The following is a 14,608-nucleotide window of genomic DNA, read 5'->3' on the forward strand; positions in this document are numbered from 1 at the left end:
TATAGCCGCTTTTTCACTTTTCGGCAGCTCATTAATCTGTGCTCACGGTGTTGCTGAGGCCTGAAGCCCAGCGCCACAGCAGCCCGCAACCCAGGCATAAAAATTCAAAAACATTCAAAAGGATTTCCACCATGAACATCGTCAAGAAAACCCTCACCGCGTCCCTCCTCGCCCTGTCCATCGGCAATGCCTTCGCCGCCGAAAGCAGCGGTGTCGAACACAACACCCAGGCCTTCCTCAACGCCCGCGCCGCCGGCGGTGGCAAACCACTGGAGCAACTGAGCCCGAAAGACGCCCGTGCGGTGCTGACCGGCGCCCAGGCTTCGGTGAACGTGGATCTGTCGGGCGTTGAAGTCAGCGACAAGGCGATCAAGGTCGACGGCCAGACGATCAACCTGAAAGTGGTGCGGCCGGCCAAGGTCAAAGGCGAGTTGCCGGTGTTCATGTTCTTCCACGGCGGAGGCTGGGTGCTCGGTGATTTCCCGACCCACCAACGCTTGATTCGTGACTTGGTGGTGGGCTCTGGCGCGGTTGCGGTGTACGTCGATTACACGCCGTCGCCGGAAGCGCAGTACCCGACCGCGATCAACCAGGCCTACGCCGCGACGAAATGGGTGGCTGAGCACGGCAAGGAGATCGGTGTCGACGGCAAGCGCCTGGCAGTAGCGGGCAACAGCGTCGGCGGCAACATGGCGGCGGTTGTGGCGTTGATGGCCAAGGAACAAAAAGCCCCGGCGCTGCGCTTCCAGTTGCTGATGTGGCCGGTGACCAACGCACAGTTCGACGACGGTTCGTACCAGCAATTCGCCGAGGGTCACTTCCTCACCAAAGGCATGATGCAGTGGTTCTGGGACAACTACACCACCAACCCGGCCGAGCGTGCGCAGATCCATGCCTCGCCGCTGAATGCCAGCGCCGAACAGCTCAAGGACTTGCCTGCCGCATTGGTGCAGACCGCCGAGTTCGACGTACTGCGTGACGAAGGCGAAGGCTACGCGCGGCACCTGGATGCGGCCGGCGTGGCGGTGACCTCGGTGCGTTACAACGGGATGATTCATGACTTCGGCCTGCTCAATCCGCTGAGTCAGATTCCTGAGGTGAAAGCGGCAGTGCGTCAGGCGGCGGCTGAGCTGAAGACTCATCTGAACCCTTAACAGCAAAAGATCGCAGCCTTCGGCAGCTCCTACTTTGGAATGCAATTTTCTGTAGGAGCTGCCGCAGGCTGCGATCTTTTTATTGGCAGACACTGCGGAGCACCGGCCATGACCTTTTTCTACACCCACCTTCTGTCCTTCAGCGCCGCTTTGCTGCTGCTCGACGCGGTGCTCTGGCACTTCTCGCCCTTCACCCATCGCGCCCCGAGAGTCGGTGTGCGCCTGGTGCTGTTCCTGGCGTTCACGGCGCTGGTGATCAACGCCGGCGTCAGTCCGCTGCAAGCACCACAATTCACCGATGACCGCGTGGCGCAACTGGGTGCGACGGCGCTGGGGATTCTCTGGTGGCTGTACGCTGCGCGGGTGCTGACCGAGGTGATCGGCCTGGCGCTGATGCGCCGCATCGGCCACAGCGGTCGTTTGCTGCAGGACGTGATCGGCGCCCTTGTGTTTCTGGTCGCCACCGTCGCCGCAGCCGGTTACGTGTTGGAATTGCCGGTAAAAGGCCTGCTGGCAACCTCGGGCGTGGTGGCCATCGTTGTCGGTCTGGCGCTGCAGAGCACCCTGGCCGATGTGTTTTCCGGGATCGTGCTCAACACCACCAAGCCGTATCAGGTGGATGATTTTGTGGTGATCGACGGCGTCGAAGGCAAAGTCTTCGACATCGACTGGCGCGCCACCCACCTGCTGACCAGCGCCGGGACAATGGCCGTGGTGCCGAACTCGGTGGCGGCCAAGGCAAAGATCGTCAACCTCAGTCGCCCGAATAACATGCACGGCGTGTCGATCAGCATCAAAGTGCCGAATCACATCCGCCCGCGGCGGGTACTCGATGCGCTTGATCGCACTTTGCAGGGCAGCAGTTCGCTGTTGCTGACGCCAGCGCCGAAAGCCGTGCTGAAAGAGGCCGGTGAAACCATGTCGGAATACGTCGCCAGCGGTTTCATCGCCGAGCTTGGCAAGAAAAGCGAAGTGCGCAATCAATTGTTCGACCTTGCCCACCGGCATCTGGAAGCGGCGGGAATTTCGCGGCATCCGGACGGCGTGATCGAACCCTCGACCCGGGCTCGTGCGTTGCTCGATGAAGTGAAAATCTTCCGCTCGCTGAGCAGTGAGGAACGTGATCGCCTCGCCGAATCGATGGTTGCGCAGCAGTACGCGGCGGGCCAGGTGGTGCTGGATCTGGACGAGGTGCCGGAGAGTCTGTTCGTGATTGCCACCGGGGTGGTCAGTGCGACCGTGGCGGACGGCGACAGCAAGGTTGAGGCCGGGCGGATGGGGCCGAGCGAGGTCATGGGTGAACAGAGCATTCTGGCGGATACGCCGTCGCAAGCGACGTTCACGGCGCTGACCTCGAGCATCATTTATCGGCTCGACAAGAATCTCACTCGTGAGTGCATGGAACAGCGCACGGAGGTGGGTCGAGCGTTGAATAAATTGCAGGCGGTGCGTCAGCAGAACAGTCGCCTCGCGTTGATGGCTAAACCGGTGGCGGTGAGGAAAGGCGGGTTTTTGGGGTGGCTTCAAAAGCGCTGATGCGGGGATTTTAAGATCAAAAGCCTACCCCCTCACCCCAACCCTCTCCCCCAAGGGGGCGAGGGGAAAGGGAGCCGATCTTCATGCGGTTCAAAACTGAAGTTCGGCTCGAAGTTTCAGGTCGGCGTATCTAGAAAAACACCTCGGTCAGTCCCCTCTACCCAAGACATCAAAGGGAAAGGGAGCAGACCGCATGCAATTCAGAACCCGAGTTCAGCTCGGTATCGCACGTCGGTGTACCTCGCAAGAACCCCTCGGTCAGTCCCCTCTCCCTCCGGGAGAGGGCTAGGGTGAGGGGCTTTTCAGGATCAGCCGATTACTTGGCAGTGAACTTGGTATAGCTGTTGATCAAATTGCGATAGTTAGGCAGACGCTCCGACAACAGATGCGCCAAGCCTTCCATATCATTGCGCCAGTCACCCTGCAGCTCGCACGCCACCGAGAACCAGTTCAGCAGGTGGGCACCCGCCGCCGACATCCGCGCCCACGCCGCCTGCTGCACGGTAGTGTTGAAGGTGCCCGACGAGTCCGTCACCACAAACACTTCATAACCTTCAGCGATGGCCGACAGAGTCGGGAACGCCACGCAAACATCAGTCACCACACCAGCAATGATCAGTTGCTTACGCCCGGTAGCCTTAATTGCTTTGACGAAATCTTCGTTGTCCCACGCATTGATCTGCCCCGGGCGCTGAATGAACGGCGCATCCGGAAACTGCTCGCGCAATTCAGGCACGATCGGACCATTGGGACCTGCGTCAAAACTGGTGGTGAGGATGGTCGGCAGCTTGAAGAACTTGGCGATGTCGCCCAGCGCCAGCACGTTGTTCTTGAATTCGTTCGGAGTGAAATCCTGGACCAGCGAGATCAGACCGGTCTGGTGATCGACCAGCAATACAACCGCATCATCTTTGTTCAGACGTGTGTAAGGAACGCTCATGGGAAAACTCCTGATGGACGGATGGATGAAGCGTGAAGCGCCGACCGGATGGCCGGCGCTTCAGGGGAAATCAGAAAGCGAAGCAGGAACAGCCGAACGCGCCCCAGAAACCGGCGAAGTCGCTGACCGGTGCGTTCGACATCCGCGCCTTTTCATGGCTGTGGGTGTGCACCGCACACGGCCCGCTGCACTGATGAACCTGCGCCTGCAACGGCGAATTTTGCCGCCAGTGGCCCGGGACTTTCACCACCGGCGACCAGTCCGGCAGCACCGGAATCGAGCGCGGGCCGAGGTCTTCGAAGTCGCCGGCGGCGTAAACGATCTTGCCGCCGACCACGGTCATGACTGACTCGATCCACTTGATCGCTTCTTCTTCGACATGGAAGAAGTCCGCGCTCAGCGCCGCCAGATCCGCCAATTGGCCGACCTTGATCTGGCCCTTCTTGCCCTGCTCCGAGGAGAACCAGGCACTGCCATGGGTGAACAGTTCCAGCGCGGTGGTGCGTGGCAAACCTTCTTCGTACAAGGCCAGACCGCCGACGGTGCGACCGCTGACCATCCAGTACAGCGAAGTCCACGGGTTGTAGCTGGACACCCGCGTGGCGTCGGTGCCGGCGCCGACCGGTACGCCTTCGGCGAGCATGCGTTTGATCGGTGGCGTCGCTTCGGCGGCTTGTTTGCCGTAACGGTCGACAAAGTATTCGCCCTGGAACGCCATGCGATCCTGAATCGCGATGCCGCCGCCCAGCGCTTTCACCCGTTCAATGTTCTGCGGGGTAATGGTTTCAGCGTGGTCGAAGAACCACGGCAGTCCGTTGAACGGAATGTCGCGATTGACCTTCTCGAACACGTCGAGCATGCGACTGATCGATTCGTTGTAAGTCGCGTGCAAACGGAACGGCCAGCGCTGCTCGACCAAGTGGCGCACCACTGGCTCCAGCTCTTCTTCCATGGTTTGCGGCAGATCGGGGCGCGGTTCGAGGAAGTCTTCGAAATCGGCTGCCGAGAACACCAGCATTTCCCCGGCGCCGTTGTGGCGCAGGAAGTCGTCGCCCTGATGTAACTTGACGCTGCCGGTCCAGTTCTGGAAATCGCTCAGCTCTTCTTTCGGTTTCTGGGTGAACAGGTTGTAGGCGATGCGCACGGTCAACTGGTCGTCTTTGGCCAGTTGCTCGATCACCTGATAATCGTCCGGGTAGTTCTGGAAACCGCCGCCGGCATCAATTGCACTGGTCAGGCCGAGGCGATTGAGTTCGCGCATGAACTGGCGGGTCGAGTTGACCTGATATTCCAGCGGCAGCTTCGGCCCCTTGGCCAGCGTCGAGTAGAGGATCATCGCGTTAGGCCGCGCGACCAGCATGCCGGTCGGATTGCCGTTGGCATCGCGAACGATCTCGCCACCCGGCGGGTTCGGCGTGTCGCGGGTGTAGCCGGCCACGCGCAGCGCGGCGCGGTTGAGCAGCGCGCGGTCGTACAGGTGCAGGATGAACACCGGGGTGTCCGGCGCAGCCTGATTGATTTCTTCGAGGGTCGGCATGCGTTTTTCGGCGAACTGGAATTCGTTCCAGCCACCGACTACGCGCACCCATTGCGGGGTCGGCGTGCGGTCGGCCTGATCCTTGAGCATGCGCAGGGCGTCGGCCAACGACGGCACGCCTTCCCAGCGCAGTTCGAGGTTGTAGTTCAAACCGCCACGGATCAGGTGCAAGTGCGAGTCGTTGAGACCCGGAATAACGCAGCGACCATGCATGTCGACCACTTGCGTGTTCGGCCCACGCAGGGCCATGGCTTGGTTGTCGTTGCCAACGACCACGAAGCGGCCGTCGGTGATGGCCACGGCACTGGCCAGCGGTTTGGTGCGGTCGACGGTATGAAATTGGCCATTGAAGAGAATCAGATCGGCGCTCATCGCAGTTCCTCAAGCAAAGTAAAAAGGAGCAAACCCCGCGCGCTCAGCGTGGCGAGGTTTCTTGGGAATCGAGGTGTTCATGGGCCTGGCTGGCTTCGAGCCACGGCGTAAACAAGCGGGTGACCGGTGGCATCACCACGTACACCACCGACAGAACGATGGTCAGGGTGATCAGGAACGTGGCGACCACGTAGTTGGAAAGAAGCGGATGCAGCGCCAGCAGCGGCCCCCAGATCAGCGGCACGAGCAAGGTGTGCGGCAGAATCACCAGCAGCGTGACGACCGCTTGCTTCCAGCGCGGCGGCGGCGAAGCGGCATCGGCCAGTGGTGTAAACCAGAATTCCTTGATCGGCGCGACTTCAGTCTGATCGCCGTCAGCCAGCATCGGCGCCGCTTCGGCGACCAGTGCCTGACGCTGCGGCGACTCCAGCCAGCCTTGCATCGCTTCGGTAGAGCTGAAACGCAGCACGCAAGTGTAAAAATCGAGACGCCCGCGCTTGCCGCGCACCACGTCCACACCCAAATGGCCTTCACGCTGGCTCGCGACGCGGACGATATTGCGCAGCCAGGCCTCATACGCTGACTCGAAACCGGCCTTGACCCGATGCTTGATGATCAGCGTGACCGTCTCATCGGCCCCCGGCGTTTGTGGATTGAGGACTTCAGGCATAACGCAGCACTCCGGGCAAACGAACAGGAATCACCAGCCGACCCGGCCCGGCGATCAACACAGTGGTAAACAGGATCAACAGCAACCAGCCGAACTGCCCTTCAGCCACACTCCATTGCGGATGCACGACCAACAGCGCCACCAGCAGCACAAAGAGAATAGGCACGCAGGCCAATCGCGCCAGTAACCCGGCGACGATCAGTAGTGGACAGAGGACTTCGGCGAAGATCGCCAGGATCAAGGTGAGGTGCGATCCAAGGTGGAACGGGTCTTCGATCAGTTGCAGTTGCGCGGTGAAGTCCAGCAGCTTGGGCAAGCCGTGCACCCACAGCAGAAACAACCCGCCGCTAACCCGCAGGAACAGCAAACCGAGGTCCCGCGACCGTTCTTCTCGTTGCGAAGCGTTCATGACCCCACCCTTGAAATGTCATTGGCCTGAATCATGCCAATGACGGGTGGGGGGAAATTGCACGGATGTGCTCAGTTGCGACGACTGTTACACGATGACACTGGCTGAGGTTTTGATTTCAAGGCACTGCTCGGATTGTGTACTCCTGTGTCTGAAATACCGTTGCCGTATCAAAATTTGCAACCTGATCCAGATTGACGCGGAACCGAATGATCAGCTTACTGCCATCCTTCAGCAGCCGTAGATAATTGGCCGAAACAAGCGCGGTGTAACCACTGTTCGTCACCCAGGCCCGATGCACCATGTTAGTGGTGCCCACCCACATCTGCAGATTGTGTGCGCCGGTGTTTCTCTCCCCCTCCAAAAAAAGCCAGATTCGTTGTCCCATAGAAATATGCGGCCATATTCCAAACATCAGACTCGCGCCGGACGGGACATCTTTCAGATCGAGAATGTCAGTGCCGTTGGCCTGAGTGATCACCGGAGCCGCGAGTCGACTCAGCGTAATCGGCAACACGTTGAGACGCAGAGGTTGCGAGGTCTCCAGCGCGGAAGTGCCTCGGGTCCAGGTAACCGTCACCTCCATTATTTTTCCAATGCTGAATGGCACCAACGATACGGGCAAACTGATTCTGATCGGCCTTGTGGTGCCGGCCGCAACCGGCGTGGTGGTGTGCGAACCTGCGGGAGGAGTGCCATCAGCAGCTTTCACCGTCACTGAAACCATATCGCTGGGCTGCACGTCGAGATCCACCAAAGCAGTCAGGGTTGTGACAGCGCTAAGCGGATCGAGGTTGAGGTTATCGGGAGCCTCGGCAATCCTCACCGGCAGGTTTTGCGTCACGACGTTGATTCGCCTTGCATTTGAGGCGCTTCCGCTGCCATCCGCCAACCTCACCGTAAACTCATGCGATCCACCGGTCAGGTCAGCCGCGACGTACTGCCAGATACCGTCAACAACATCGGCCGTGTCGAGCCTGGTCGGGCCATCGAACACAGCCACTGTGTCGCTAGCACTGCCGCTCAGCGTGACAGTGGTGTATCGGGTGTCCGCGCCATCGAGTATGTCTCCATCAAGATCGGTGACTGACGATATCCTCGGCCCACTGGGGGCGCTTGTCAGTACGATGTAGTTCCGATGTGCAAATGGCTGCGCAAGGGATGCATCCTGACTGCCTTGCAGCCCGGCCATGAAGCTCAGCGACAGCACGCTGCGATCATGCAGACGTTGCAGTGGTGCAGCAGGGAAGTTCTGTTCGAAGAAACCGAAGCGGTTGAATTCGTCATCGACCACATTGTCCGGCGCTTGCCAGTACGACGCCTCGAAATCACTGCCATCGGCATGGATGCCTTTGAGCTTCAGCCAGAAGGGATTGCCGCGCCTGCCCAGTAACCACGCATTGATTCGCAAGGTGAACTCGGAAAGGTTACTGACATTCAGCTCACTTCCCTGACCGTCGTTGTCGGCCTGTCGGATAAATGGACGAGGCAGATTCAATTGATTGATGCGGGTGATGTAAAGCGGCAAAGGCTGTGAAGCTACAGGCGGTTCAGTGCCACGGTAAACCGTGTAGGTGACAATGACGGTTTGCTCGAAGTTGAAAGCCACCAAGAGGTTGTCAATATGGGTCTGGAAAGGTCGTGCAAATCGGCCGATCGGTATGCGCGGTGATGTGTAGGATCCAGAACCTGGCGTACCCGCCCACGTGATCGTGAGACTGTCTTCTGCCTGCCAGTCGAAGTCGATTTCTACCGTCAGGTTGTACCGAGCGGCCTCTGGATCCAACAAGCCGTCAGGGCGACTTTCTTTGATGGAGAGCGGAGGCAGACTGCTGTTGTTCAGCGCAGGTATTAGCGCGTCCATGTTCACGTCCTTTTTGGTTACCCTTCGGCATGGGCCAATCAGACATCGGAACACGTAGATGCGCCACTGTCAGAACTAACAGGTCTGGCTCTTTTTCAGACGAACGGACGCTCACATCACGGGAATATCCAGCGGCGCCGCCATGAACTGGCTGATCCGTGATCTCAACCATTTTTCCGCCGGATCGTTGTCATGCACCCCACTCCATGCCATCGACAATTGCGCAGCATCAATCGGGAACGGCGGATCTTCGGCGCGCAACGCACAGCCCTCAACCAACGCGCAGGCAGCGTAATCCGGCACGGTGGCGATCATCTCGGTGCCGGCAAGCAAGGCGCGCAGGCCGCTGAATTGCGGCACGCCCAAGACCACGCGGCGGGTACGGCCGACCTTGGCCAGGTCCATGTCGATGTTGCCGCTCAGGTCGCCGGAGAACGACACCATTGCATGCGGGCGCTCGCAGTATTCGTCGAGGGACAGCGGCCCCGGACGGTCGTCGCCGCGCAGGACTTTGCAGGGAATGTCGCGCAGTTTTTTGCGCTTGGCGTTGGCCGGCAACTCCGTGGTGTAACTGACGCCGACGGAGATTTCTCCAGAGGCCAACAGTGCCGGCATCAGCAGGTAGTTGGCACGGCGCACGACCACGACAATCCCCGGCGCCTCTTGCTGAAGCTGGCGCAGCAGCGGTGGAAACAGGCCGAACTCGGCGTCGTCCGACAAACCGATGCGGAACACGTCGCAACTGCTCGCCGGTTCGAACTCCTTGGCCCGGCTGACCGCACCAGAGATGACGTCCATCGCCGGTTGCAGCTCTTTGAGAATCGCCAGCGCCCGCGCGGTCGGCTCCATGCCGCGACCATTGCGCAGCAGTAACGGATCGTCGAACAGATCGCGCAAACGCCCCAACGCGGCGCTGACGGCCGGTTGCCCCATGAACAGCTTTTCGGCGACGCGGGTCAGGTTCTTTTCGAACATCAGCGCTTCGAAAATCACCAGCAGGTTCATGTCGACGCGACGCAGATCGTTACGGTTCATGGGCACGGATTCCTTATAGCCAGCCAGACGCAAGTGCTACGCACTTTACGCGATGAACCGGACTGTGGGCGCAACTCCAGCATGGAATTAACAACGATTAACTCGTCAGCCGCCCGCCCTCGGCCAACAATGAAACCCTCTGCGCAGCGTTGTTTTTTTGACCTGAGGGGATGCGCCGACGTGCATTCCCCATCGACACGGACTTTGGCCATGGCTCACTTACAGCACAGCGTCGCCCTCGCCCCTGCCAACGAACCACGCAAGACCGGGATCGGCGGACTCAGTCCGCAGCGCGAACGACAGGTCAAACAACTGATCCTAGAACGTCTGGGCGAAAGCCTGGAAGTGACCGAACTGGCCCGCGCCTGTTCACTGTCACGCAGCCATTTTTCCCGCGCCTTCAAATGCAGTACCGGGTTATCGCCGCAGGACTGGATTCGCACCCAGCGCCTCGCGCGAGCCAAGCTGCTGATCCAGCACACCGACCTGAGCCTGACGCAAATCAGCCTGGAATGCGGGTTCTGCGATCAGGCGCATTTCTGCCATATGTTTACCCGCAGCGAGGGCATTAATCCGTTTGCCTGGCGCTGCCAGATCATGCGTGAACCCAAAGCCCAGCGTTCACAACCCGCCATGTTTTGATCGCGGCCCCCGTTGCACTGACGCTCAAACCTGAGGATTATGCCGGGACACCCCGGAATAGAAGGCCTGCGCACGCGCCCGGCCCTACTCCGCTCTGTCCGCCGCAGCACCGCAGGAGTGAGCTGTTGAGTCTTTCCCCGAATCAGGCCCTCGGTTTTGGCCCCTATCGGATTCATCCCGGCCAACGCCTGGTGCTCGAAGGCGAGCAGCCATTGCGCCTGGGCCGACGGGCGATGGACATCCTCCTGATTCTGCTGGCCCATGCCGGCGAAGTGGTGAGCAAGCAACAACTGATGGCCGGGGTCTGGCCGGACAGCGTGGTCGAGGACATCAACCTGCGTGTGCACATGGCGGCACTGCGCAAAGCCCTCGGCGACGGTCAGGCCGGCCAGCGTTACATCATCACCGTGGCGCAACGCGGTTACAGTTTCGTCGCCCCGGTTCTACCGCAATCCATGGAGGAGCGTCCTGTGGGCGATGCTGGCGGTCGGCACAATTTGCCCTTGCGGCGCACGCGCATGATCGGCCGCCAAGCGCTGGTCGATAGCTTGATGACGCAGTTACCGCGCCAACGCTGCATCACCCTGGTCGGCCCCGGCGGGATCGGCAAGACCACGGTGGCCTTGCGCGTGGCCGAGCAGTTGATCGGGCATTACCGCGACGGTATTCGGCTGGTGGACCTGGCACCGCTCAACGATCCACGGCTGATTTGCTCACACCTGGCCGCCCTGCTCGATCTGGCGCTCCCCGAAGGCGATCCGCTGGCGGCGCTGGTCAATGGCCTGCAACAGCGACAGATGCTGTTACTGCTCGACAACTGCGAACACCTGATCGATGCCGTCGCGATGCTCAGCGAAAGCATTCTGCGCGGCGCGCCGAAGGTGCATATCCTCGCCACCAGCCGCGAGAGCCTGCGGGCGGAAGGCGAATTCGTGCAGCGTCTCGATTCGCTCGAATACCCATTGATGAACGCGACATTGAATCGTCAGCAAGCGCTGGAATATTCGGCGCTGCAACTGTTCATCGAACGGGCCACGGCCGCGCAGGAAAGCTTTGAACTGAGCGATGCGCAGTTGCCGCAAGCGATCGAAATCTGCCACCGACTCGACGGTATTCCACTGGCGCTGGAGCTGGCGGCAGCGCAGGTCGCCGAACTGGGCCTGGAAGGGTTGCTGAGCCAACTGCAGGGCCGTTTGCCACCGCTGGCAGCGGGTAATCAAAGCAGTCTTGAGCGACACCTTACTCTGCGCGCCACGCTGGATTGGAGTTTCAACCTGCTCGCCCCTTGCGAGCAAACCTGCCTGCGCCGTCTGGGCGTGTTTTGCGGTGGTTTTACGTTGGAGTCCGCAGCGGCGGTAATCGTCGGCCAACAAATCGACCCCGGCGTGGTGTTTGTGTCGATCACCCAACTGGTGGCGAAATCCCTGCTGAGCGTCGAAGTCGGTGATGAAGAGGTGTTCTATCGTCTGCTCGACACGACCCGCCGCTATGCACTGGAAAAACTCGAGCACGCCGCCGAATGCGAAGAAACCCGCGAACGCCATGCCGAACGCTGCCTGGCATTGATGCAACAGGCGCAAAGCGATTGGGAAATGACACCGACGGCTTTGTGGATCGAGCGTTACGCCCGAGGGCTGGAAGACCTGCGCGCGGCGCTGGACTGGAGCCTGAACGGTGTCGGCCCGGGTAGTCTGGGGATTCGCCTGACAGCAGCGTCGGCGCCCCTGTGGCAAGAGTTGTCGCTGCTCAAGGAGTATGGCGGCTATGTGCGGCGGGCGCTGAGCCTGCTCGATGAACTCGGCGAACCCTGCCCGCGTCTGAAAATCTCCCTGAAACTGGCCCTCGGCAGTGCCTGTTATCACACGTGGGGAGGCACCCCGGAAACCATCCAGGCGTTCGTTGAGGCTCGCCAGTTGGCCATTGAGCACGACGACGTCGCCGGGCAATTGCGCGCGGTGTCCGGACACATGGCGGTCAACCTCAGTTGCGGACACTACCGCATGGCGCTGGCGCAGAGTGAGCACTTCGATCGCCTCGGCGTGCACGGCGACCCACTGCTGTCATTGAGCACCCACCGTTTACGGGTCCTGGCCCTGCACTATGCCGGCGACCAGCCGCAGGCGCGCATTCATGCCGAGCAGGTGCTGCAGCGCATGGCGCACAGCGGCCACGTCAACCGCTTCACCCACGGTTTTGGTGTGCAGTACGACCAGAGTGTCGCGTCGCTGACGGTGCTGGCGCGGGTGCTATGGATGCAGGGATTGCCGGAGCAAGCGTGGCATTCGGCGCGACTGGCCCTGGATATTGCCGTGCAGATCGACCATGGCACCTCGATTTGTTACACCCTGGCACTGGCCAGTTGCCTGATCGCTCATTACAACGGCGATCAGCAGAACGCCCGGGCGCTGTTGCAACTGCTGCTGGAACAATCGCAGAAGCATTCGGTGCTGCTGTTCAACACGTGGGCGCGACATTACGCGCAGGTGATCGACACGCAAACCAGCACGCCCGTGCCGAAGGACAGCAGTGGGCTGATTCGTGAAATCATGGTGACGCTGGATGACCGCTTTGTGGATGACGCACTGTTTGAGCGAGCGCTGAGTGGTGATGCGGGATGGAGCACGGCGGAGATTTTGCGGGCTCGGGCTGCTGCGTTATTGAAAGACGATCCGGATTGCCTGGACGGGGCCCTTCGCGAGCAAGCTCGCTCCCTCAGGAATTTTGGGTGTACTCAGAACCCATGTGGGAGCGAGCCTGCTCGCGAAGAGGCCCTCAAGGAAGCCGAAGCACTCCTGCAACAATCGCTGACCATCGCCCGCAGCCAAGGCGCGCTCGCCTGGGAACTGCGCAGTGCCACCTCACTGGCGCAACTCTGGCGGCGCCAATCGCGCTGCCAAGAGGCGCTGGATTTGCTCACGCCGATCTATCAGCGCTTCACCGAAGGCTACGCGACTCCGGACTTGCGCAAGGTACGCTTGCTCATTGACGAACTACGCGAGCACAGGCACGCCTGAGGCCCGGCGTATCCGGTTGATATAGAGCGTATGCCGGCGCTCAAGATCAATCCCTTCACCGCAACGCTCCAGTTGCTTGCGCGCATAGCAGCGAGTGGTGTGGAGCATTCGGTATCGGCCTGCACTGCCGCCTCGTTCCACCACCAGCAATGACTTGCACGTCAGGCCTTCAATGATCGCGGCAAGCCGCGACGACGCGAGTTGCGGGCAACTGATCACCGCCAGTGCCGCCTCCAGGGTAAACGCCATTTTGAACACCGATAAACGCTGCAGCGCGCGTTGCTCCTGCTCGCTCAAGCGTTGATAGCTCCAGTCGAGTGCCGCCTGCATCGACTGGTGCCGCGGCACCGCCGTGCGCCGGCCATGGCTGAGCACATGCAGGCCATTGCTCATTTGCGCCTGTAAGCCGACCAATGCCAAGGCATCGATCTGCGCCGCCGCCAGTTCGATCGCCAGCGGTAAACCGTCGAGTTGGCGACATATCTGAAGGACGGCTTTGACATCCTGTTCACGCAAGCAGAAATCATGCTGTCGCGCCCGAGCGCGGCTGACAAACAATTGCACCGCAGAATGGCCCATGGCTTCAGTGATGCAATCGCCTGCGGAACGTTTCGGCAGGGTCAGCGGTGGCACGCCCTGAAGGGTTTCCAGACCGACCTGCAAGGCCTCGCGGCTGGTGGCGAGAATCGACAGCCGGGGAGCGGCCTCAAGCAACGTTTCAACCGCTGCCCGGCAAGCGGCGAGACGGTGGTCACAGTTATCCAGCAGCAGCAACGCATGGCGAGTGGACAGTCCGGGCAAATCGCTTTCGAGGGTGCCCAGCACCTGATCGAGCAGCGGTGTGTCATCGTCGGTCAAGCTCAGATCAATCTGCCACACGCCGTCTCTGTAGTACTGCAACAGCAGTTCCGCGACCCGCAACGCGACAGTGGATTTACCCACACCAGCCGCGCCCGTGACGGTCATCAGCCGACACAGCGGCATTTGCCGCACCAGCCCGCCGACCAGCGAGTCGCGCCCGGCGACCGGGGTCAATCGCGCCGGCAGATTATGTTCGGGCGTTTGCAGACCCTCGAAGACCACTTGCGCGACGCTGTCGCAGCGCACCGGGGCGATAAAACTGTAACCGCATTGCGGCACATTAACGATGTAGCGCTGACCGTTTTCGCCGTCACCCAAGGCACGCCTGAGCGCGGCGATGTGCACGCGCAGGTTGATCTCCTCGACCACCGACGTTGGCCAAACCAGGGCAATCAATTGCTCCTTCCTGACCACTCGCCCGGCACGCTCGACCAGCACTTGCAAAATATCCAGCGCACGACCACCCATGCGCAAAGGCCGATCTCCGTCGAGTATCAGCCGTTGGCGCAGGTGGAAGGCGTAGGGGCCGAAATGCAGCACCGACGCCGTGTTCAAATCGATGAGGCTATCCATG

The 14,608-nt window shown here is 60.6% G+C and carries 11 protein-coding genes; 4 read left to right on the top strand and 7 right to left on the bottom strand.

Going from position 1 to position 14,608, the window contains the following annotated elements; all coding sequences use genetic code 11:
* The first annotated feature begins 131 nt into the window (after positions 1-131).
* Positions 132-1,154, top strand: a complete 1,023-nt coding sequence (locus CKW14_RS04195; RefSeq protein ID WP_095124791.1) for an alpha/beta hydrolase — start codon at positions 132-134, stop codon at positions 1,152-1,154.
* A gap of 108 nt (positions 1,155-1,262) precedes the next feature.
* Positions 1,263-2,690: a mechanosensitive ion channel family protein gene (locus tag CKW14_RS04200; protein ID WP_095047588.1), complete on the top strand. Its 1,428-nt coding sequence runs from the start codon at positions 1,263-1,265 to the stop codon at positions 2,688-2,690.
* Positions 2,691-3,006: 316 nt separating this feature from the next.
* Here CKW14_RS04200 and ycaC read toward each other — a convergent pair whose 3' ends face one another.
* The 6 genes from ycaC to CKW14_RS04230 form a co-directional block, all read right to left on the bottom strand.
* Positions 3,007-3,630: an isochorismate family cysteine hydrolase YcaC gene (gene ycaC, locus CKW14_RS04205; RefSeq protein ID WP_007913541.1), complete on the bottom strand. Its 624-nt coding sequence runs from the start codon at positions 3,628-3,630 to the stop codon at positions 3,007-3,009.
* Positions 3,631-3,700: 70 nt separating this feature from the next.
* A complete protein-coding gene (locus CKW14_RS04210; protein WP_095124792.1) occupies positions 3,701-5,539 on the bottom strand; it encodes an amidohydrolase in 1,839 nt (612 codons plus the stop codon).
* A gap of 43 nt (positions 5,540-5,582) precedes the next feature.
* A complete protein-coding gene (locus tag CKW14_RS04215; RefSeq protein ID WP_095124793.1) occupies positions 5,583-6,209 on the bottom strand; it encodes an antibiotic biosynthesis monooxygenase in 627 nt (208 codons plus the stop codon).
* On the bottom strand, positions 6,202-6,618 hold the full coding sequence (locus CKW14_RS04220) for a DoxX family protein (RefSeq protein WP_095124794.1): 417 nt from the start codon (positions 6,616-6,618) through the stop codon (positions 6,202-6,204). The genes CKW14_RS04215 and CKW14_RS04220 overlap by 8 nt, the downstream gene beginning before the upstream one ends.
* Positions 6,619-6,736: 118 nt before the next feature.
* Positions 6,737-8,482, bottom strand: a complete 1,746-nt coding sequence (locus CKW14_RS04225; protein ID WP_095124795.1) for a hypothetical protein — start codon at positions 8,480-8,482, stop codon at positions 6,737-6,739.
* A 111-nt stretch (positions 8,483-8,593) separates the two neighbouring features.
* Positions 8,594-9,517 (bottom strand): LysR family transcriptional regulator, encoded by a 924-nt coding sequence (locus tag CKW14_RS04230; protein ID WP_095047593.1) that lies wholly within the window; start codon positions 9,515-9,517, stop codon positions 8,594-8,596.
* A 210-nt stretch (positions 9,518-9,727) separates the two neighbouring features.
* Here CKW14_RS04230 and CKW14_RS04235 point away from each other — a divergent pair, with 210 nt between their 5' ends.
* Positions 9,728-10,159, top strand: coding sequence for a helix-turn-helix domain-containing protein (locus CKW14_RS04235; RefSeq protein WP_095124796.1), 432 nt, complete (start codon positions 9,728-9,730; stop codon positions 10,157-10,159).
* Between the two features lie 125 nt (positions 10,160-10,284).
* Positions 10,285-13,173: a winged helix-turn-helix domain-containing protein gene (locus CKW14_RS04240; protein WP_095124797.1), complete on the top strand. Its 2,889-nt coding sequence runs from the start codon at positions 10,285-10,287 to the stop codon at positions 13,171-13,173.
* On the opposite strand, the gene CKW14_RS04245 is transcribed toward CKW14_RS04240, so the two are convergent.
* Positions 13,150-14,607 (bottom strand): winged helix-turn-helix domain-containing protein, encoded by a 1,458-nt coding sequence (locus CKW14_RS04245; RefSeq protein ID WP_095124798.1) that lies wholly within the window; start codon positions 14,605-14,607, stop codon positions 13,150-13,152. The genes CKW14_RS04240 and CKW14_RS04245 overlap by 24 nt on opposite strands.
* Between the last annotated feature and the right edge of the window lies 1 nt (position 14,608).

This window comes from Pseudomonas sp. Irchel s3a12, assembly GCF_900187485.1.
In the GTDB taxonomy this organism is placed as follows: domain Bacteria; phylum Pseudomonadota; class Gammaproteobacteria; order Pseudomonadales; family Pseudomonadaceae; genus Aquipseudomonas; species Aquipseudomonas neuropathica.